The sequence below is a fragment of the Pseudomonas izuensis genome (genome assembly GCF_002356535.2).
Lineage (GTDB): Bacteria > Pseudomonadota > Gammaproteobacteria > Pseudomonadales > Pseudomonadaceae > Aquipseudomonas > Aquipseudomonas izuensis.
The window spans coordinates 4,229,074-4,249,429 of record NZ_AP017423.2 but is presented as its reverse complement, the minus strand read 5'-3'; the positions used below and the strand labels follow the sequence as shown (position 1 = coordinate 4,249,429).

Here is a 20,356-nt window from a genome sequence, read left to right as displayed (position 1 = left end):
AGGGTCAAACTAACGGATGAAGTGAATCTTGCCGCTGTCGTCGTTGCCGATGTAAATGCCATAGATCCCGGCCTGGCGTTCCTCGATGTAGCGCTCGAGGATTTGCCGGATGGCCGGGTAATAGATGCTGTCCCAGGGAATGTCCTCGGGCGCGAAGAATTTGCAGGCGAGGGTTTCCGGTCCGAACTGACCGGTGATTTCCAAGGCGATGGCGCGGAAGATGATGTACACCTCGCTGATCTTCGGCACGCTGAAGATCGAGTAGGGCGAGAGGATTTCCCCCCGTACGCCGCTCTCTTCCCAGACCTCGCGCAATGCCGCCTGCTCGGTGGTCTCGCCGGCTTCCATGAAGCCTGCCGGCAGTGTCCAGGTGCCGGGGCGCGGTGGGATCGCGCGCTGGCACAGCAAATACTTGCCGTCCTGCTCAATGATGCAGCCGGCGATGATTTTCGGATTGACGTAGTGGATGTAGCCACAGCCACGGCACATCAGGCGCTCGTGCGTATCGCCCGGCGGCAGCTGTGACCCGAGGTCATGGCCGCCGCACTTTGGACAAAAGCTCGGGCTGAACATGATCAGCGGCCTATGCGCGGTTCTTTGAGCGCGATGGGCTGGGTGATCTCGGGGATTACCCCGGTCTCTTCCTGCTGGCGCTTGAGGTAATCGAGGGCGACGGTGGCGGCGGCGCGGACGTGGTCGACGCAGGCCTGGTGGGCGGCCAGGGGATCGCCGCTCTTGATCGCCTCGACCATGCGTTCCATTTCCTGGTTGCTGGCGCCGCGACGGTTTTCCTGGGACACCGAGGTCGCGCGCAAGTAACTGATCCGCGCCTGCAGCTGGCGCAATTGCGTGGCCGCGACGTGGTTGCCGGAACCTTCAAGCAGAACGTCGTAGAAACCCTGGACGGAGTCGATGACTTGCTGCAGTTCACCTTCCTTCAGCGCCTGGCGGTTGACCTCCAGGGCTTTTTCCAGGGCCTTGATGTCCTTGGCCTTGGCACGCAGGGTGAACAACTGGACGATCAGGCCTTCGAGCACGCAACGCAGTTCATAGATGTCGACGGCATCGGCCAGGGTGATGATGGCGACTCGCGGCCCCTTGGCGTCGGCGAACTCCACCAGCCCTTCGGACTCCAGGTGACGCAAGGCCTCGCGTACCGAGGTGCGGCTCACGCCAAGGCGATCGCACAGATCGCGTTCGACCAGACGATCTCCCGGCAAAAGCTGGAAGTTCATGATGGCGCTTCGCAGTTTATCCAGCACGATTTCGCGCAGGGTAACGGGGTTGCGATTGACCTTGAAGCTGTCGTCGAGTGGCAGGCGTTTCATGGGGTACGCTCTAAAGATGGCTGTCCTTGCAGAACGGGCATCGACCGCGCGCGTTCAGATCAAACAGCCGAGGGTTAACTGGAGGCCTCGGCATCGGCTTCGGCGAAGGCTTCACGGGCGAGCCGGAAGCTGTCTACGGCAGCGGGGACCCCGCAATAAATGCCGACCTGAAGCAGAATTTCGCGTATTTGCTCACGACTCAAGCCGTTACGCAAGGCGCCGCGCACATGCAGCTTGAGTTCGTGCGGGCGGTTGAGGGCCGAGATCATGGCCAGGTTGATCATGCTGCGCTCCTTGAGCGACAAGCCTTCACGGCCCCAGACATGGCCCCAGCAGTACTCGGTGACCATCTCCTGCAAGGGGCGGGTGAAGTCGTCGGCGTTCTCGATGGAGCGGTTGACGTAGGCTTCGCCAAGCACCTGGGTGCGAATTTTCAGGCCCTGTTCGTACTTTTCGTTACTCATGTCGTTTGCCTCAACTCAGCCCCTGTGGGAGCTGGCTTGCCAGCGATGACTTGATCACAGTCAACATCAATGCTGACTGATCTACCGCTATCGCTGGCAAGCCAGCTCCCACAGGGTTTTGCATTGTTCTCTCAAGCCAGTGTGGGCAACGGCCCCAGCTTGCCCTTGTGGTAAATCATCGGTGTCACCGGCTGCTCGGGCAGGATCAGGTTCTTCACTGCGCCTACGATGATGGCGTGATCGCCGCCATCGTATTCACGCCACAGTTCGCACTCGATGATGGCCGTGGCGTTGGCCAGTATCGGGTTGCCCAACGCACTCAAATGCCAGTCGATGCCGTTGGCTTTGTCCTTGCCCTTGCCGGCGAACGCATAGGCCTCGGCGGTCTGGTCGGCGGACAGCAGGTGAATGGCGAACTGCTTGCTGTCGCGCAGCACCGGGTAGGTGTCGGAGCCATAGTTGGGGCAGAACAGCACCAGTGCCGGATCAATCGACAGCGCACTGAAGGCACTGGCGGTAATGCCGACGATGCCGCCGGCCGGGTCCAGGGTGGTGACCACCGTGACGCCGGACGGGAACGAGCTCATGACGTCTTTGTAAATGCCGGGTTCGATCATTTCGCAGGACTCCTAGCGCATCACAAACGGGTCAGGCATGGGTGCCTGGGAGAGGTTGATCCACACCGTTTTCAGCTCGGTGTAGGCCAGCACCGAATCGATGCCGCTTTCGCGTCCATAGCCGCTGTTCTTGAAACCGCCGATCGGTGCCATGGCCGACACGGCGCGGTAGGTGTTGACCCAGATGATCCCCGAGCGCACGTCCCGGGCCAGGCGATGGGCACGCCCCAGGTCGCGGGTCCAGATGCCGGCGGCGAGGCCGAACTGCGAGTCGTTGGCGATGGCCAGCGCTTCGGCTTCGTCCTTGAAGCGGATGACCGAAGCCACCGGGCCGAACACTTCTTCCTGCATGATCTTCATCGAGTTGCGGTCGCACTCGAACAGCGTCGGCTCATAGAACCAGCCGTCACCAAGATTGGTCGGACGTTTGCCACCCAGGCGCAGGCGCGCGCCTTCGGCAATGGCATCGGCGACCAGGCCTTCGACCACCGCCAGTTGCTGCGCGGTGGCCATCGGGCCCATTTCGCTGCTGTCTTCCTGCGGGTTGCCGATGCGGATGCGCTGGGCGCGTTCCACCAGGCGGCCGACGAACTCATCGTAGATTTCGTCCTGCACCAACAGGCGCGAGCCGGAGACGCAGCTCTGTCCGGACGCGGCGTAGATGCCGGCGATGGCACCGTTGATCGCGCTGTCGAGGTCGGCATCGGCGAAAATGATGTTCGGCGATTTACCGCCCAGTTCCAGCGACAGCTTGGCGAAGTTCTCGGCGCTGCTGCGCACCACATGCCGTGCCGTGGCCGCGCCGCCGGTGAAGGCGATCTTGCGCACCAGCGGATGGCGGGTCAGGGCCGCGCCGGTGCTTGGGCCGTAACCGGTGACGACGTTGACCACGCCCGGAGGAATGCCGGCTTCCAGGGCCAGGCGCGCCAGTTCGAGAATGGTCGCCGAGGCGTGCTCGGACGGCTTGATCACGATGGTGTTGCCCGCGGCCAGGGCCGGGGCCAGCTTGATCGCGGTCAGGTACAGCGGACTGTTCCACGGAATAATCGCCGCAACCACGCCCATGGCTTCGTGCACGGTGTAGGCAAACAGGTCCGGCTTGTCCAGGGGCAGGGTGCCGCCTTCAAGCTTGTCCGCAAGGCCTGCGGTGTAGTGGAAAAACTCCGGCAGATAGCCGACCTGGCCGCGGGTTTCGCGGATCAGCTTGCCGTTGTCGCGGCTTTCCAGCTGTGCCAGTTGTTCCTTGTTTTCGGCGATCAGGTCGCCCAGGCGCCGCAGCAGCTTGCCGCGTGCGGTGGCAGTCAAACCGCGCCAGGCCGGGCTGTCGAAAGCAGTCTGCGCAGCCTGCACGGCGCGCTCGACATCGGCTTCGTCGGCATCGGGCAGTTCAGCCCAGGCTTGTGCCAGGGCGGGGTTCAGGCTTTCGAAAGTCTTGCCCGAGAGGGCATCGACCCATTCACCGCCGATGCACATCTGGAAGCGTGCGAGTGTCATGCAACGATCCCCTTTATATGGTTTTGTCGGGAGTGCGCTGTGTCGAGGAACTCCAGCAACAGCTGGTTGACCAGGCGCGGCGATTCTACGGGCATCATATGCCGCTGTTCGGCGAGTACGGCAACGGTCGCACCGGGTATGCGCCGGGCCAGTTGCTCGGCCATGTCCGGGGTCGAGCCCGGGTCCAGTTCGCCGGTGGCGACCAGCGTCGGCACCTGGATGTTGGCCAGGTCATCGGCGCGGTACATGTCCTGGGTGGCGAACAGCTCATAAGTGGTCAGGTAACCCTGCGGATCGTTCTGCGCAAGGGTCTGGCGCAGCGCGGCGATCTGTGCCGGATTGGCCGCCTGGTACTCGCGGCTGAACCAGCGTGACAACGCCGCTTCGGCGTTGGCGTCCGGCCCGTGTTCGGCGGCCTGACTGGTGCGGGCGATCACGCCGGCGCGTTGTTCGGCGGTGCGATTGAACACACTGTTGAGCACCACCAGACTCTGCAGGCGTTGCGGGTAATGCAGGGCAAAAGCCCGCGCCACCAACCCGCCCATGGAGAAACCGATCACCGCCGCCTTGGGCAATTGCAAATGATCGAGCAGCTCCAGCAACTGGTCGGCATAGCCGAGCAGGGGCGTGCCGCTTTCCGGGCGCGGGCTGGCACCATGCCCCAGCATGTCGTAGGCAATGACGCGGTATTTCGTGGCCAGGCCAACGATCTGGCCGCCCCACATTTCTTTGTTCAGGCCCACGCCGTGGATCAAGACCACGGGCTGGCCTTGGCCGGTCGCCAGGTAACTGGTTCCAGCCGGGGTGCGTTCAGCGGTGAGCCGAATCATGGAGCGCTCCTGCATACCTTTTTGTTGTAGTTGCCCGAGCCGGTGTTACTGGGCGTTTTCGGCCGCCAGCTCTTCCAGATCGATGTAACGGTTACCGATGCGCGGGTGCAGGCGGCCGCCGTCGGCGCAACCCAGGACCACGACGATTTCGTCGGCGCGTGGCGCGTCTTCGATCTGCATTTCCAGGGTGATGTAGTGCGAGCGCAGGCCTTCGTCGTCCTTGTGCATCATCGGAATCTGGATCGAGGTGCCCGGGCCGCCGCGCTTGTTGGTGAAGCTCAGGTAGCTCTTGGCCTTGACCGCTTCGCGGTAGTGGTTGCCGAAGCGCAGGGTATGGATGACGGCGGACGCGTGTTCGATTTCGCCGTCGGCGCCGACCACGGCAGCCTTGCCATAGGCCTCGATTTTTTCGGCACCGCCGATGATGCCCACCAGGCGTTCAACCATCAGCGCGCCGAGGTCGGAGCAGTTGGCGCGGATTTGCGGTTTCAGGTCTTCGACAAAGCCGTTGCCCAGCCAGGGGTTTTTCATCACGACTGCCAGCCCGACCATGGTCACGGGTTTATCGGTGGCCTTGCCGCCTTCGATGAAGGTCTCTTCGACATAGCTGACGATCTTGCGGATTTCGAAACTCATGGGCTGCTCCGTATCAGGATGGAAGGTGTCTGTGCGTATGATGGTATACCATAATATAGGTTGTGCAAGAGCCTTGAACGGGTTTCTGGTCGAATGGCGATGAAATGGGGCTGAACTCCTGTACGAGCGATCCGACGTGGGAGCAATGCTTGCTCGCGATAGCGGTGGTTCAGTTGGCATCAATGTTGGCGGCGCTGCCGTCATCGCGAGCAAGCTTTGCTCCTACAAGGGGGGACTTGTCCGTTAGGCGCTATCTACTGGCTTACTAGCGTTAGCCGGCAACCGCGATGGGCGTTAGAGTCGAGGCTACATTCCTGGCAACCCCGGATGACCCCGATGACTCGCCCACGTTTCTTGCCCGACAACTTCACCCTGGCCCTGATCGGCGTGGTGCTTATCGCCAGTTTGTTGCCTGCCGGCGGGCAGGTGGCGGTGGGCTTCGGCTGGCTGACCAACGTCGCCATTGCCCTGCTGTTTTTCCTGCATGGCGCCAAGCTGTCCCGTGAGTCGATCATCGCCGGTGCCGGCCATTGGCGCCTGCATCTGCTGGTGTTCAGCCTGACCTTCGTGCTGTTCCCGCTGCTCGGGCTGGCGCTCAAGCCGGTGCTGTCACCGATGATCGGCGCTGACCTGTACATGGGCATGCTCTACCTCTGCGCGCTGCCCGCCACGGTGCAGTCGGCGATTGCCTTCACGTCCCTGGCCCGCGGCAACATTCCGGCGGCGATTTGCAGCGCGGCGGCCTCCAGCCTGTTCGGGATTTTCCTCACACCGTTGCTGGTGACCCTGCTGCTGAATGTGCACGGCGAAGGCGGCTCGACCGTCGATGCCATCGTGAAGATCAGCGTGCAATTATTGCTGCCGTTCATTGCCGGGCAGATCGCGCGGCGCTGGATCGGCGCCTGGGTGGGGCGTAACAAGCACTGGCTGAAGTTCGTTGACCAGGGCTCGATTCTGCTGGTGGTCTACGGCGCGTTCAGCGAAGCGGTGAACGAAGGCATCTGGCATCAGATTCCGCTGCGGGACCTGGCGGGGCTGGTGGTGGCCTGCTGTGTGGTCCTGGGACTGGTGTTGGTCGCCTCCAGCGTGCTGGGCAAAGCCTTTGGCTTCAATCAGGAAGACCGCATCACCATCCTGTTCTGCGGTTCGAAGAAAAGCCTGGCTACTGGCGTGCCGATGGCCCAGGTACTGTTCGCCGGCAGCACCATCGGCGTGTTGATCCTGCCGCTGATGCTGTTCCATCAGATTCAGCTGATGGTCTGTGCGGTGCTGGCCCAGCGTTATGCAAAACGCCAGGAATCGGTGGCTGAACTGATGGGGCAGGTCGATCCCTGAGGCAAAAAACCTTTAGGAGTGAGCCTGCTCGCGATGGACGTCAACGATGACGCTGGCTGACGGACACCCCGCGGTGCTTGTGCCTCCATCGCGAGCAGGCTCGCTCGCACAGGGTCAGTAAACCTGCGGCACGATGATTTCCGGTGGCGTCGGGCTGCGCGAGTAATCCTCCTGGCGCACGCGCTCCGGCAGTTCGATCACCGGCAGTTCCACCTCTTCATAGGGCATTTGTCCAAGCAAGTGATGGATGCAGTTGAGCCGTGCCTTCTTCTTGTCGTCGGCCTGTACCACCCACCACGGCGCTTCGGCGATATGGGTGCGTTCGAGCATGATTTCCTTGGCCTTGGTGTAGGCCTCCCAGCGCCGGCGGGATTCCAGGTCCATGGGGCTGAGTTTCCATTGTTTGAGCGGGTCATGGATGCGGCTGAGAAAGCGCAGGTGCTGTTCCTGATCGGAGATCGAGAACCAGTATTTGATCAATTGGATGCCGGAGCGCGCGAGCATGCGTTCGAACTCGGGCACGGTGCGAAAGAATTCTTCGTATTGGTCCGCGTTGCAGAACCCCATGACTTGCTCGACACCGGCGCGGTTGTACCAGCTGCGGTCGAACAGGACGATTTCGCCCGCGGCCGGCAGGTGCGACACGTAGCGCTGGAAATACCACTGGGTGCGTTCGCGATCATTGGGCGCGGGCAGGGCGGCGACCCGGCAGACCCGGGGATTGAGCCGCTGCGTGATGCGTTTGATCACACCGCCTTTACCCGCCGCGTCGCGTCCTTCGAACAGGATCACCACCTTGTGCCCGGTTTTCACCACCCAACTCTGCAACTTCACCAGTTCACCCTGCAGACGGAACAGCTCGCTGAAATAGCGGCGCCGTTCCTGCTTTTCGGGGCTGTCGCCGAGGTGATCGTCGAACAGCGCTTCGAGGTCGTGATCGTCCTCCAGCAGCTCCAGCTCAAGCTCTTCGTCACTGTGATCGAGCAGTTCGCGGTGAATACGTTGCAACAGGGTGTCGTTGGTCAGCGGCATGGTCATCACTCCCGACGAAGATGGAAGTGGCCATGCTAGGCCCGTGCGTGTGACGGCGTGGTGACGGACAGATGATGGTGGACAGAAGGTAACTGAATTTGTCCGGCTGTCATCAGGGTGTCACCAACCCCATGGCAGGATCGGCGCAAACCGCCTTTAGCGCCCCTTGGAACTCCGTCCAGGGGCTGATGAAACTGCCAGGAATCCCTACCATGAAAGGAGACGCCTCCCTGTTTGCGGCCGTTGACCTGGGCTCCAATGCGTTTCGCATGATGATTGGCCAGCCGGTCAAACGGAATCGACAGTTCATGATCCAGGAAGTGAAAACCCTGCGTGAACCCGTGCGTCTGGCGGAGGGGTTTCAAGGCGGGGGGCTGGACGAAATGGCGCTGGATCGGGGCTGGCAGGCGCTGGCGCGTTTCGGCAAGAAATTGCGCGGTTTCGAAGCCGGGCGAGTACGGGCAGTCGCGACCAGTGCCGTGCGTGAAGCGGACAATGCTCAATTGTTCCTGGCCAGCGCGGAACGCCACCTGGGGTTCCGTATCGACGTCATCTCCGGGCAGGAAGAAGCCCACCTGGTCTACGCCGGGGTCGCCCATACGATTCCCGGGGCAGACAGCATGCGCCTGGTGGTGGACATCGGTGGCGGGTCCACCGAGTTGATTCTGGGACGCGGTGCCCAACCCCTGGTCACCGAAAGCATTGCCATCGGCAGCGGCACCTTCGGTACGCGCTACTTTGCGGGCGGCGCCATAACGGCCCAGGCGCTGCTCGAAGCCGAGCGCGTCGCCACGCTGGCCTTTGACAAGGTGGCCCGGCGTTATCGTGCCAAGGGCTGGCAGCAGACCATCGGCTCTTCAGGCACTGCGCGCATGTTGGCCAAAGTGCTCAACGCCAACGGGTTGAACGATTTCGGCCAACGGGGCATTACCTACAGTGGCCTGTTGCGATTGTCGTTGCGCCTGCTGGAGATCGGGCATGTCAAGAAGCTGCGGCTGGCGGGGTTGCCCGCCCATCGACTGAGCATCCTGCCGGGCGGCCTGGTGCTCATGCTGGCGGCATTCAAGGTCTTCGGCATCACCCACATGACGCCTTCCGAGCCGGGTTTGCGGTTCGGTGTCCTGCACGGCCTGATGTCCCGTCACTGACGCGCATGCTCTTTGTAGGAGCGAGCTTGCTCGCGATGGAGGCACAAGCACCGTGGGGTGTCAGGCAGCCAGCGTTATCGTTTACGACCATCGCGAGCACGCCCGCTCCTACAGGGGTTGTGCCTCCTCCAGGTTTTCGACCAACCATTCACTGAAAGCCCGCGCATTGCTTTCACTGTCGCGATGGGTCAACAGCGCCCAGTTCGGGCCACGAATGGTTTGCTCCACCAGCGGCTGCAACAGGCCGGTGGCGCGAGCCTGCCGGCTGAGCAGCTGGCTCACCAGCGCAATACCGAGCCCCGCGCACGCGGCGTCCAGCAGCAGGCCGGGGTCGGAGAAGTTCAGCCCCTGATCCTGCTGGCCGACATCAATGCCGGCCTCCACCGCCCAATGACTCCAATCCATTTCCCGTTCGCCGTGCAGGGTGGTGCGCTGTGCCTGCGGCTGCGCCAAAAGGTCCGGGTGGCAGGCGGGGTAGAGGCGGTCGGCGTACAGCACCTTGAAGCTGCACTCAGCCTGGGAGCTGATGTCATCGCGCACGGCAATGTCGATGGTCTGGGTGGCCATGTCCGGTACTTCATTGGTGCTGTAGATCCACAGATCGACCTGAGGATGGCGGCGGCGAAAATCCCCCAGGCGTGGCAGCAGCCAGTGGCGGGCGAACGCCGGGGTGGTGTTGAGCACCAGTTGATTGGGTTTCTGGTATTGCCCGAGACGGCGAATGCCCACGGACAGTTGTTGCAGCATGGCCTGGGTGGTGCTGAGCAAATCATGCCCTGCGTCGGTCAGGCTGACACTGCGCCCGCTGCGAAAAAACAGGGGTTGCTCGAGGTATGCCTCAAGGCTGCGAATCTGTTGGCTGATGGCCGACTGGGTGAGGTGTAGCTCGGCGGCAGCCTTGTGAAAACTGCCCAGGCGGGCGGCGGCTTCGAAGCCGCGAAGGGTGCTCAGCGGCGGCCAGTGCTTCAGCATATTGATAAGTTCCTCTAATCACTTCTCTGCAAAATCCATCGTTTGTTTGCCCGTTTTTACAGCCGTAGCATGCAAGCCAAGACCAACAAGGCAGTTTTTGTTGAACACAATGGCTTAACTAATGGGGCTTTTTATCATGCTGCAGAACGAAAATCTAAACACCGGTTGGATGATGCCTGCGGAGTGGGTGCGGCACGCGGCGACCTGGATGGTCTGGCCGCACAACCAGGCGCTCTGGGAGTCGGGCTGGCGCGTGACCTTGGCCCAGGTGCAAGAAGATTTCGCGGGCGTGGCCAACGCCATTGCCCGTTTCGAACCGGTGAAAATGGTCGTTGATCCGTCTGCCGTAGCCAGCGCCAAAGCCCTGTGTGGACCGAACATCGAGCTGATCGAGTTGCCGGTGAACGACAGCTGGTGCCGCGATTCCGGACCGAGTTTCGTCTGTCACCCGCAGCAAGGCCTGGCCGGGGTGAGCTGGCGCTTCAATGCCTGGGGCGGCAAGTCGGCCCATGATCTGGACGAAGGCCTGGCGCGGCGCGCGCTCAATCATCTGGGCTTGCCGTGCTTTGGCACGCATCTGAGCAATGAGGGCGGAGCCATTCACGTCGATGGCGAAGGCACGCTGATCACCACTGAGTCGGTGTTGCTCAACCCCAATCGCAACCCGGGCATGAACAAGGCTGAGATGGAGGAGATCTTTGCGCGTCTGCTGGGCGTGAAAAAGACCATCTGGTTGCCGGGTGATCCCGATTACGTCACCGGCGACATGACCGACGGCCATGTCGATGGTGTGTGCGCATTCGCCCGCCCTGGTGTGTTGCTGGTGGACGCCACGCATGACCGGCAATCGGTGTATGCCGAAGTGGCCAAAGAGAACCGCCGTGCCCTGGAATTGGCGACTGATGCCAAGGGACGCAAGTTCGAACTGATCGAGCTGTATGAAGCCAGCGATGCCGTGGACCCGGAAGCGGAAGTGTTCTGCGCGTCCTACACCAACTTCTACATCGTCAACGACGCGATCATCATGCCGGCCTACGGCATTGAAGCCGACCACGCGGCCGCCGAGGTGTTGGGCAAGGCGTTCCCGGGGCGCGAGGTGGTGCCGGTGCGCATCAATCATCTGGCTCATGGCGGTGGCGGCGTGCATTGCATTACTCAGCAACAGCCGGCCTGGCCGGTGGAGGGTTGATGCCATGACCCTGTTAACCATTGCTGTCACCCAGATGCCCTGCACCTGGGACCTGCAACACAACCTCGATCTGGCCGAGCAACTGGTGCGTGAGGCGGCGGCCAAAGGTGCGCAGGTCATCCTGTTGCAGGAGCTGTTTGCCACGCCGTATTTCTGTATCGAGCAAAGTCACCAGCATTTGGCACTGGCCGAGGAGTTTCGCGACAGCCCCGTGCTCAAGCGCTTCGCCGCGCTGGCCAGGGAGTTGGGCGTGGTGTTGCCGCTGAGCTGGTTCGAAAAGGCCGGCAATGCGTATTTCAATTCGTTGTGCGTGGCCGATGCCGATGGGCGTTTGCTGGAGGTGTATCGCAAGACCCATATACCCAACGCCATTGGCTACCAGGAAAAGGAATACTTCAGCCCGGGCGACACCGGTTTCCGCGTCTGGGACACGGCGTTCGGGCGCATCGGCGTGGGCATCTGCTGGGATCAATGGTTTCCCGAGACGGCTCGCTGCCTGGCCTTGATGGGCGCTGAAGTGCTGTTGTTCCCTACAGCCATCGGCTCGGAACCCGGCTGCGCCAGCCTGGATTCCCGCGACCACTGGCAAATGACCATGCGCGGTCATGCGGCCGCCAACATCCTGCCGGTGGTGGCCTCCAATCGCGTCGGTCGTGAAGCGGCGACTACCGATCCAGCCTTGCAGATGAGTTTCTACGGCTCGTCCTTCATCTGTAACCACAAGGGCAAATTGCTCACCGAGGCCGACCGTGACAGCACGGGCGTGCTGGTGCACAGCCTCGACCTGGCGGCCATGCGCGAAGAACGCCTGAGCTGGGGCATCTACCGCGATCGCCGTCCGGACATGTACGGAGCACTGTTGAGCCAGGACGGTCGCCACCTCAATGCACGCTGGAATACTCAAGGGGTCTGACATGCGCACTTTCAATAGACGGTTGCCCGTCGTCCTGGGATTGGCCATCACCTGCGCGGTGACCTCGCTGCACGCCGAGGAAAAAACCCTGCGGCTGTACAACTGGGCCGACTATTTTGCCGAGGACACCCTGAGCCGGTTCACCGCCGAAACCGGGATCAAGGTGATTTACGACGTCATGGATGGCAGCGAGACGCTGGAAGCCAAGATGCTGGCAGGTGGCAGCGGTTATGACCTGATCTTCCCCGGTGACACCGTGGCCGAGCGCCTGGTGCGTGCCGGTAGCCTGCAACCGCTGGACCGCTCGAAACTCACGGAAATGGCCGACATCGAGCCCGGCCTGCAAAAACTGCGCAGGCAATATGAGCATTCGAGCCAGGCCACCGTCCCTTACACCTGGGGCACCATCGGCGTGACTTATAACGACGAGCAGATCAAGCAGCGTGTGCCGGATGCCCCGGTCAACAGCCTGGACATGTTGTTCAAGCCTGAATTGGCCGCCAAGTTTGCCGATTGCGGCATCTCGATGATCGACTCGCCGGACGAAGTGCTGGCGGTGGTGCTCAACTACCTCGGTCGCGAGCCGCGCAGTGCCAAGCCCGAAGACCTGAAGGCGGCGGGCGAACTGCTGGCCGGGTTGCGGCCGTACATTCGCAAGTTCCAGTCGCAACCGGTGACCGACCTGGTGAACGGCAACCTGTGCCTGTCCCTCGGCTACAGCGGGGACATGACCCAGGCCCAGCGCACCTCGGATTCCGCCGGCAAGAAAACCCGGTTCCAGTACCGCATTCCCCGTGAGGGCACTACGGTGTGGATGGACACCATGGCGATTCCGGTCGATGCCAAGCATCCGGAGTACGCCTATGCGTTCATCAACTTCGTCATGCGCCCGCAGAACATGGCGGCCATCAGTAACTTCACCGGCTATCCAACGTCGAATGCCAAGGCCCGTCCCAACGTCGATGCAACGATGCGCGACAACCCGGACATCTACATCGATGAAGCTACCTATGCTCGATTGATTCCCGGCAAGGACATTCCCCAGGCTGACATGCGGGCGCGCATGCGCACCTGGACCAAGTTCAAGACCGCTACCGGCCAGTGAAATCAGCGCTGACCCCGTAGGAGCAAAGCTTGCTCGCGATAGCGATGTGTCAGTCGACATCATCATTGACTGACCCGGCGCTATCGCGAGCAAGCTTTGCTCCTACAGGTCCGGTGTTGTTGGCCGGGTTTTTATTCATTTTCAGGAACCATTGCATGTCGACGCGTCGCGAATTCATCAAACAGGCATCGGTTGTCGCCGGTGTGGGAGCTGCTTTCCTGGGCTTTGGCCCGTCAGTGCTGGCCTCCAGTACGGGCCGTTGGTACATGCCGGATGAAGGCGACAAACATCAACAGGCCTTCATCGCCTTCGGCGCACAGGACACCATCTGGGAAGACTTCACCCCGGACGTGCAAGCCGCCCTCGGCCGGATCGCGCGAACCATCGCCGGTTATGAGCCGGTCACCGTGTTCTGTCGCGAAAGTGAGCGGGATCTGGCCGAAGAGCATTGCGGTAGTGCCAATATCACTTACGTCATCACCGAGCTCGACGACATCTGGATGCGTGATATCGGCGCCAATTTTGTGGTTGATGGCAAAGGCGAACTCGGTGCGGTGGATTTCAACTTCAACGGCTGGGGCAACAAACAGCGGCATGGCAAGGATGCGCAAGTGGCGGCTCTGATTGCCCGCCGCGAAGAAGCCGATCATATCCGCAGCGAACTGGTGGGCGAGGGTGGTGGTATCGAAGTGGACGGTCACGGCACCGGGATCATGACCGAAAGCAGCTGGATCAATGCCAATCGCAATCCGGAGTGGAGCAAGGCCGAGGTCGAGCAAGAACTGAAGGCGCGCCTGGGCCTGCGCAAAATCATTTGGCTGCCGGGCATCAAGGGCAAGGACATCACCGACGCCCATGTCGACTTCTATGCCCGATTCGTCAAGCCGGGTGTGGTGATCGCCAACCTCGACAACGACCCTGGGTCCTACGACAACCAGGTCACCCGTGCGCATCTGGAGATTCTCAAGAACGCCACGGATGCCGATGGGCGCAAGCTGCAGGTGCACACCGTGTCGCCGCCACTGAACCCGCGCAAGAGCAAGTTCAACCGCGGCAATCAGGATTTTGCTGCCGGCTACATCAACTACTTCGTGATCAACGGGGCAATCATTGCGCCTGAGTTTGGCGACAAGGCGGCCGATCGCAAGGCCCTCGACCTGCTGTCTGAACTCTACCCGGACCGTGAGGTGGTGCAGCTCGACATCGATGCCATTGCCGCCGGTGGCGGCGGTATCCACTGCGTGACCAGTCATCAGCCGCTGGTTTAGCGATGGTCGCGGGGGCGTCTGGTAAACTGCGTCCCTTTACCTCCCCAAACAAGAGTGCCCCATGGCCAACCAAGACATCGTCTTCACACCCGATCCCGACCAGGACTCCATCTCCTCCGACGTCGCCGCGTTCAATGGCATCCTGATGTCCACTCAGATCCCGACCCGCGCCGACGGCAGCCTGGAACTGGGCGACATCACCCTGCAGTGCGAATGCACCCTGCAAGCACTCAAGGTCGCACTGGAACGTGCAGGCAGCTCCATGGATCGCGTCATGCACCTGACCATCTACCTCACCGACATGGCCGACCGCGCCGCGTTCAACGAAGTCTACAAGCGCTACTTCGCCAAGCCATGGCCGGTGCGTGCCGCCGTAGGCGTGGCCTCCCTGGCCGTCGAAGGCATGAAGGTGGAAGTCGTCGCCATGGCGGCCAAGGCCTGATTCACAGGTCATACGCATAACCCTGTGGGAGCTGGCAAGCCAGCTCCCACAAGGATTTGGGTAATCCAGCACCACCCGGCAGCACACGGGTGCCCGTCAGGCATTTCGCCGCTACAATGCGCACCTCGACCGTGACAGCCTGACTAAAAAAACATATGTCCTTGCCCAAGCATCACCTGGAATTGCTCAGCCCCGCCCGCGATGTCGCCATTGCCCGCGAGGCCATCCTGCATGGCGCCGATGCCGTGTACCTTGGCGGCCCGAGCTTCGGCGCCCGCCACAACGCCTGCAACGAAGTGAGCGATATTGCCGGCCTGGTGGAGTTCGCTCATCGTTACCACGCCCGGGTGTTCACCACCATCAACACCATCCTGCACGACAACGAGCTGGAGCCGGCCCGCAAGCTGATCCACGAGTTGTACGATGCCGGCGTCGATGCGCTGATCGTCCAGGACCTGGGCGTGATGGAACTGGACATCCCGCCGATCGAGCTGCACGCCAGCACCCAGACGGACATCCGCACCCTGGCGCGGGCGAAGTTCCTCGACCAGGCCGGTTTCTCGCAACTGGTCCTGGCCCGCGAGCTGAACCTGCAGGAAATCCGTGCCATCGCCGACGAGACCGACGCGGCGATCGAGTTCTTCATCCACGGCGCACTGTGTGTGGCGTTCTCCGGCCAGTGCAACATTTCCCACGCGCAGACCGGACGCAGTGCCAACCGTGGCGATTGCTCCCAGGCTTGCCGCCTGCCGTACACCCTCAAGGACGAAAAAGGCGGAGTGATCGCCTACGAAAAACACCTGCTGTCGATGAAGGACAACAACCAGAGCGCCAACATCCGTGCCCTGGTCGAAGCCGGCGTGCGTTCGTTCAAGATCGAAGGGCGCTACAAGGACATGGGTTATGTGAAGAACATCACGGCCTATTACCGCCAGCGCCTGGACGAGGTTCTCGAAGACCGTCCGGACCTGGCCCGCGCTTCCAGCGGCCGCACCGCACACTTTTTCGTGCCCGACCCGGACAAGACGTTCCACCGTGGCAGCACCGACTATTTCGTCAGCGACCGCAAGATCGATATCGGCGCCTTTGACTCGCCGACCTTCACCGGCCTGCCGGTCGGCGTGGTGGAAAAAGTCGGCAAGCGCGACCTGATCGTGGTTACCCAGGAGCCGTTGTCCAACGGCGACGGCCTCAATGTGCTGGTCAAGCGCGAAGTCGTGGGCTGGCGGACCAACATCGCCGAACCCAAAGGCGAGTTCGAAGAGGACGGCGAGAAGCGCTATCGCTACCGCGTCGAGCCCAACGAGATGCCGAAAGGGTTGCACTCGTTGCGCCCGAATCATCCGCTGAACCGCAACCTGGATCACAACTGGCAGCAAGCCCTGCAAAAGACCTCCGCCGAACGTCGCATCGGCCTGGCCTGGGTGGCTCGCCTGGACGAACAGCGCCTGCAACTGACCGCCACCAGCGAGGAGGGCGTCAGCGCCAGCGTGTCCCTGGACGGTCCGTTCGGCCTGGCCAACAAGCCGGAACAAGCGCTGGAGCAACTGCGCGACCTGCTGGGTCAACTGGGCACCACCGAATACCACGCCACCGACATCAAGCTCGATGCTCCCCAGGCGTTCTTCATCCCCAACTCGCAGCTCAAGGCCTTGCGCCGCGAAGTGATCGAAGCGCTGACGGCGGCCCGCCTGCTGGCACACCCACGGGGCGGCCGCAAGGCCGAGACCAACCCGCCACCGGTGTACCCGGAGTCGCACCTGTCGTTCCTGGCCAACGTGTACAACCAGAAGGCCCGGGATTTCTATCACCGTCACGGGGTCGAGCTGATCGACGCGGCGTACGAGGCCCATGAAGAACTTGGCGAAGTGCCGGTGATGATCACCAAGCATTGCCTGCGCTTCTCCTTCAACCTCTGTCCGAAACAGGCCAAGGGTGTGACCGGTGTGCGCACCAAGGTAGCGCCGATGCAGCTGATTCACGGCGATGAAGTGCTGACCTTGAAGTTCGACTGCAAGCCTTGCGAGATGCACGTGATCGGCAAGATGAAGGGCCACATCCTTGACCTGCCGCTGCCTGGCAGCACGCAGCCAGTGGTCGGCCACATCAGTCCCGAAGACCTGCTCAAGACCATCCCCCGCGCCCCGCACTGAGTTCGGGTAAGCACAAAACCTGTGGGAGCGAGCCTGCTCGCGATAGCGAAATGTCAGTCGACATCAACGTCGACTGTCACACCGCCATCGCGAGCAGGCTCGCTCCCACAAAGTTTTCAGTGTTCAAAGGCTCAACTGATCGGCAATGCACAAAATCCAATCGACTGGCGGCCCGCGCCGGCTGTGCTAGCGTCTTGAGGTCAACCCTCATTTGCGAGCCAGCGCCATGGACGAGACCATCGTTAATGTAACCACCGAGAAGTTCAACGCGCTCATAGCCGTCATACAGGCCTATGGCGTGGCTTTCGCGGTCAAGATTCTGGGCGCCATCGCGTTCTGGATCGTCGGCCGCTGGCTGATCGGTTTTGCCGTTGGCATGGTGCAAAAAGCCCTGGGCAAGCAGAAAGTCGATCCGACCGTGCTGCGCTATGTTGGCTCGGCCATCACCGTGACGTTGAACATCATCCTGGTGATCGCCATCCTCGGTTTCCTTGGCATGCAGACCACCACGTTCGCGGCACTGCTCGCCGCCGTCGGCCTGGCGATCGGCATGGCCTGGTCGGGGTTGCTGGCCAATCTGGCGGCCGGTGCCTTCATCATTGTGTTGCGTCCGTTCAAGGTCGGCGATTTCATCTCGGCGGGCGGGGTCGTCGGAACTGTCACCGAGATCGGCCTGTTTGCCACCGCGATCAACACGCCGGACAACGTGCTGACCCTGGTCGGCAACAACAAGATCTTCAGCGACAACATCCAGAACTTCACCCATAACCCGTTCCGTCGTGTCGAGCTCAAGGCGCAGCTGTCCGGCGCCGCCGACTGGAAAGCGGCCGCGGCGTTGCTGAAAGAGAAAATCGCCGCCATCCCCAATGTGCTTGAGACGCCTGCGGTAGACGTGGAGATCCTGGAGTTCAACCTGGTCGGTCCGGTATTGGCAGTGCGTCCGTACTGCCACAACGAAAACTATTGGCAGGTGTATTTCGACACCAACCGCATCATCAAGGATGCCCTCGGCGAAGCCGGCTTCCCGGCACCGATGCCGGCGCAGACCGTGATCTTCCAGCAGGGTGCCGCGCTGCCCGGCCCGCTCGCAAAGGAGTGACCTCAGGAACCGGTTTTCAGTGATGGCGGTTACGGCCTCGAAAGCGATTCAACGCCAACAGGCAACCGCCAAACAATAACGCTGCAGCAGCCACCAGCAGTGGTGAAGGGCGTTGCACATATCCTTGGACAGGGCGGATATCGACCACTGGCATGGGCAGGTCTGCCTGGGCGCAGAAAGGCGTCTCGCTCAACGTCAGACGCGCGCCATCGGCCAGGGTCAATGTCAGGTCTTCGATGGTGCCGGCGACCCGGCCGGGAAACACCGGCTCTCCTGTCGGATCGAGTTGGTCATACAGGAACTGCTGACCTTCGAGCCAGCCGACGGCGGTCTGTAACTCGGGTTCCAGGTAATACTTTCCGTCAAGAAAGAAGCCCGGGAAATGATGGGCACGCTCGACGCTTTCGATGATGTAGCGCTCACCCGGTTTCATGCCGGTCAATGAAGCGATCATGGTGAGTTCCTCCTTGCGGGTGCAAATAGCGGGTGTAAAAAGAAAGCGCCGTGGCCACCTCAAATGCGTACGGCGGCTGATCGGCAGCTTGTGCGCAGTTCCCTGTTTTCACCTACAGGTTCACACGTAGTCTTTTGCGCTGGCACCGGTCCATTGGCTCAATTGCCATCGGCCACCTTGCGCTCGATCTCGTCGACTTTGCGCTGGAACTCATCGGCCTCCGGCTCATCGGATGGCGCCGGAGAGGAGGGCAGGGTCTCATCAGCATTGTCGGGGTCACGGTTTTCGGACTCACCGGGAATGGTCGCGAAGGGTTCGACGGTTTTGGCACGGTCGTCGTTGTTCATGGTGTTTTCCTCCAGTGTCTTCACATTGGATAGAGCACCCTGGAACGAGTTCGAGTTATTTTGCCGGTGCAGCCTGATCGGTTGATCAATGCCTGAACTTCAGGACTGCGCGCAATACCAGGCAGATAAGTGCCCCGAGGAACGCCAGGGCCATGTCTTTCTGCGAGTCCCAGATATCCTTCTGGGTGGCCACGAACGCCTCGGCCTGATCGTCCCCCAGGTACTCGCCGCCGATCCATTCGACCAGTTCGTACAATGCCGATGTCGCGAGGACCAGGCTCAGCACCATTAGCGCCAACCAGCCACCGCGCAAGGGTGTCTGGCGGCAGAGCATTTCCCGCAGCGGGATGACGATCAGCAGTCCATAGCTCAAATGCACCAGGCGATCATACTGGTTGCGCTTCCAGTCAAACGCCGCGTTCAGCGAGTGATCGGTGAGCGCGTGCGCCCATTGCTCATAAGGCACCTTGGCATAGGTGAAATGTGCACCGAGTTCGTGAATGCCGAGCAGCAGCAGGACCGCCAGGTAAGCCTGCCAGGACAGGCGTCGATGCCGCAGTCCGGCGCACAGCGCCAGTATGACCGTGACGGGAACCACGTTCTCCAGCAGCCAGTCCACTGAATCATGGGGCGCAATGCCGGACACCATCACAAGAGCGACCGCCGTCGCCAGGGCGACCCCGGCCTGGGTGGGGGAGGCCGGTTTTGCAATGGCCGGTTCGCAGTCGGCCATGTGGGTCACAAAGCGGGGTAGCCGAAATAAATGAATGCCACCGCCGCGGCGATGGCAAAAGCGCCCAAGGCTTTGGTCGTGGAACGACTCGAGCGACTCGAACTCATGGAGCCGGTGGATCGCTGCAGGTGGGTGCCCGAATACACCGTACGAACGAAGAAACCATCCATGGTTGCCTTGTACGTGTAGTGCAAGCCAATGAACAGAAACAAGGCGATCAGGCCGATGACGACCCCGCGGGTAATCGCCGGTTGGATCAGCGGCTTGGGCGCCTCTGTCGCGCAGGCAGGGCTCTTGAATTCAGCGATGGAGATTCGTCCGTCAGCCAGTGAAGCCAGGCGGGTGCCCTTGAGGGGCGTTGCCTGTTGATCCAGGTCCAGCGCCTGATACTTCCAGAGCGTTGCCGAGCCTTCCCGGCAGTAAGTGAACGCGCCGGGGTTGCCGGCGGCGATGATACAGGCATCGTTGATGCCGTGTTTTTTCAGGGTCTCGATGGCCGACCGGGTGAAGTCCAGTTCGAGGACAGGAATGACTCCGTTGGCACACGCCCCGGCGGAAACCAGCAGGCCCCCCAGGAGGCAAAGGGTTGAAATGTTCAAGGTGAATTTCCTTGTTTTTATTGGCCTTCTGATTGAACTGACGGGTGATCTATCCCGCCATTGATGAAGTCTAGATCCTCAATGGCATCTTGATGATTGAATGTGCGGCGGCCCATCCACTTCCCCTTTTTTTGAACGACCGATGGCATGGCGGACAGCGCCTTCCTGTGCCTTACTCGGTGATTAAACCGGGGAGGG

The 20,356-nt window shown here is 61.5% G+C and carries 22 protein-coding genes; 9 read left to right on the top strand and 13 right to left on the bottom strand.

All coding sequences use genetic code 11. The annotated features are described in order from the left end of the window. Positions 1–9: 9 nt before the first annotated feature. From LAB08_RS18590 to LAB08_RS18560, 7 genes are all read right to left on the bottom strand, one after another. Complete coding sequence (locus LAB08_RS18590; protein ID WP_096510320.1) at positions 10–573, bottom strand: NUDIX hydrolase; 564 nt, start codon at positions 571–573, stop codon at positions 10–12. A 2-nt stretch (positions 574–575) separates the two neighbouring features. Then, positions 576–1,328, bottom strand: a complete 753-nt coding sequence (locus LAB08_RS18585; RefSeq protein ID WP_096510321.1) for a GntR family transcriptional regulator — start codon at positions 1,326–1,328, stop codon at positions 576–578. Between the two features lie 74 nt (positions 1,329–1,402). Beyond that, positions 1,403–1,792 carry a 4-carboxymuconolactone decarboxylase gene (gene pcaC, locus LAB08_RS18580; protein WP_096510322.1) on the bottom strand — a complete coding sequence of 130 codons (390 nt, stop codon included), beginning with the start codon at positions 1,790–1,792 and terminating at the stop codon, positions 1,403–1,405. A 131-nt stretch (positions 1,793–1,923) separates the two neighbouring features. Next, entirely contained in the window at positions 1,924–2,409 is a 486-nt protein-coding gene (locus LAB08_RS18575) for a flavin reductase family protein (RefSeq protein WP_096510323.1), read from the bottom strand. Between the two features lie 12 nt (positions 2,410–2,421). Further along, the gene (locus tag LAB08_RS18570) at positions 2,422–3,903 is read right to left on the bottom strand and encodes an aldehyde dehydrogenase (RefSeq protein ID WP_096510324.1); all 1,482 of its coding nucleotides are present in this window, start codon (positions 3,901–3,903) and stop codon (positions 2,422–2,424) included. Next, the gene (locus tag LAB08_RS18565) at positions 3,900–4,733 is read right to left on the bottom strand and encodes an alpha/beta fold hydrolase (protein ID WP_096510325.1); all 834 of its coding nucleotides are present in this window, start codon (positions 4,731–4,733) and stop codon (positions 3,900–3,902) included. The genes LAB08_RS18570 and LAB08_RS18565 overlap by 4 nt, the downstream gene beginning before the upstream one ends. A gap of 45 nt (positions 4,734–4,778) precedes the next feature. Next, positions 4,779–5,369: an amino acid synthesis family protein gene (locus LAB08_RS18560; protein WP_008019719.1), complete on the bottom strand. Its 591-nt coding sequence runs from the start codon at positions 5,367–5,369 to the stop codon at positions 4,779–4,781. A 336-nt stretch (positions 5,370–5,705) separates the two neighbouring features. Between LAB08_RS18560 and LAB08_RS18555 the strand changes: the two genes are divergently transcribed. Further along, complete coding sequence (locus LAB08_RS18555; protein ID WP_096510326.1) at positions 5,706–6,704, top strand: bile acid:sodium symporter family protein; 999 nt, start codon at positions 5,706–5,708, stop codon at positions 6,702–6,704. 114 nt (positions 6,705–6,818) lie between these two features. On the opposite strand, the gene ppk2 is transcribed toward LAB08_RS18555, so the two are convergent. Next, positions 6,819–7,736 (bottom strand): polyphosphate kinase 2, encoded by a 918-nt coding sequence (ppk2, locus tag LAB08_RS18550; protein WP_096510327.1) that lies wholly within the window; start codon positions 7,734–7,736, stop codon positions 6,819–6,821. 212 nt (positions 7,737–7,948) lie between these two features. Here ppk2 and LAB08_RS18545 point away from each other — a divergent pair, with 212 nt between their 5' ends. Further along, the gene (locus LAB08_RS18545; RefSeq protein ID WP_096510328.1) at positions 7,949–8,884 is read left to right on the top strand and encodes a Ppx/GppA phosphatase family protein; all 936 of its coding nucleotides are present in this window, start codon (positions 7,949–7,951) and stop codon (positions 8,882–8,884) included. A 108-nt stretch (positions 8,885–8,992) separates the two neighbouring features. On the opposite strand, the gene LAB08_RS18540 is transcribed toward LAB08_RS18545, so the two are convergent. Further along, positions 8,993–9,856 (bottom strand): LysR substrate-binding domain-containing protein, encoded by an 864-nt coding sequence (locus LAB08_RS18540; protein ID WP_096510330.1) that lies wholly within the window; start codon positions 9,854–9,856, stop codon positions 8,993–8,995. 136 nt (positions 9,857–9,992) lie between these two features. Here LAB08_RS18540 and LAB08_RS18535 point away from each other — a divergent pair, with 136 nt between their 5' ends. The 7 genes from LAB08_RS18535 to LAB08_RS18505 all read left to right on the top strand — a co-directional run bounded on the left by LAB08_RS18535 (position 9,993) and on the right by LAB08_RS18505 (position 18,025). Continuing rightward, complete coding sequence (locus LAB08_RS18535) at positions 9,993–11,045, top strand: agmatine deiminase family protein (protein WP_096515313.1); 1,053 nt, start codon at positions 9,993–9,995, stop codon at positions 11,043–11,045. A 4-nt stretch (positions 11,046–11,049) separates the two neighbouring features. After that, positions 11,050–11,958, top strand: coding sequence for an N-carbamoylputrescine amidase (aguB, locus tag LAB08_RS18530; protein WP_096510331.1), 909 nt, complete (start codon positions 11,050–11,052; stop codon positions 11,956–11,958). A 1-nt stretch (position 11,959) separates the two neighbouring features. Further along, positions 11,960–13,063, top strand: coding sequence for an extracellular solute-binding protein (locus tag LAB08_RS18525; RefSeq protein ID WP_096510332.1), 1,104 nt, complete (start codon positions 11,960–11,962; stop codon positions 13,061–13,063). A 155-nt stretch (positions 13,064–13,218) separates the two neighbouring features. Continuing rightward, positions 13,219–14,331 (top strand): agmatine deiminase family protein, encoded by a 1,113-nt coding sequence (locus LAB08_RS18520; protein ID WP_096510333.1) that lies wholly within the window; start codon positions 13,219–13,221, stop codon positions 14,329–14,331. A gap of 61 nt (positions 14,332–14,392) precedes the next feature. After that, positions 14,393–14,773: a RidA family protein gene (locus tag LAB08_RS18515; protein ID WP_096510334.1), complete on the top strand. Its 381-nt coding sequence runs from the start codon at positions 14,393–14,395 to the stop codon at positions 14,771–14,773. Between the two features lie 155 nt (positions 14,774–14,928). Next, complete coding sequence (locus LAB08_RS18510; protein ID WP_096510335.1) at positions 14,929–16,926, top strand: peptidase U32 family protein; 1,998 nt, start codon at positions 14,929–14,931, stop codon at positions 16,924–16,926. Positions 16,927–17,152: 226 nt separating this feature from the next. Beyond that, entirely contained in the window at positions 17,153–18,025 is an 873-nt protein-coding gene (locus tag LAB08_RS18505) for a mechanosensitive ion channel family protein (protein WP_096510336.1), read from the top strand. A 16-nt stretch (positions 18,026–18,041) separates the two neighbouring features. Here LAB08_RS18505 and LAB08_RS18500 read toward each other — a convergent pair whose 3' ends face one another. The 4 genes from LAB08_RS18500 to LAB08_RS18485 form a co-directional block, all read right to left on the bottom strand. Further along, the gene (locus LAB08_RS18500; RefSeq protein ID WP_096510337.1) at positions 18,042–18,479 is read right to left on the bottom strand and encodes a short chain dehydrogenase; all 438 of its coding nucleotides are present in this window, start codon (positions 18,477–18,479) and stop codon (positions 18,042–18,044) included. 158 nt (positions 18,480–18,637) lie between these two features. Further along, positions 18,638–18,826, bottom strand: a complete 189-nt coding sequence (locus LAB08_RS18495; protein WP_096510338.1) for a hypothetical protein — start codon at positions 18,824–18,826, stop codon at positions 18,638–18,640. 85 nt (positions 18,827–18,911) lie between these two features. Then, positions 18,912–19,559, bottom strand: coding sequence for a DUF2238 domain-containing protein (locus tag LAB08_RS18490; protein WP_096510339.1), 648 nt, complete (start codon positions 19,557–19,559; stop codon positions 18,912–18,914). A 5-nt stretch (positions 19,560–19,564) separates the two neighbouring features. Next, positions 19,565–20,158 carry a hypothetical protein gene (locus LAB08_RS18485; RefSeq protein WP_096510340.1) on the bottom strand — a complete coding sequence of 198 codons (594 nt, stop codon included), beginning with the start codon at positions 20,156–20,158 and terminating at the stop codon, positions 19,565–19,567. Positions 20,159–20,356: the final 198 nt, after the last annotated feature.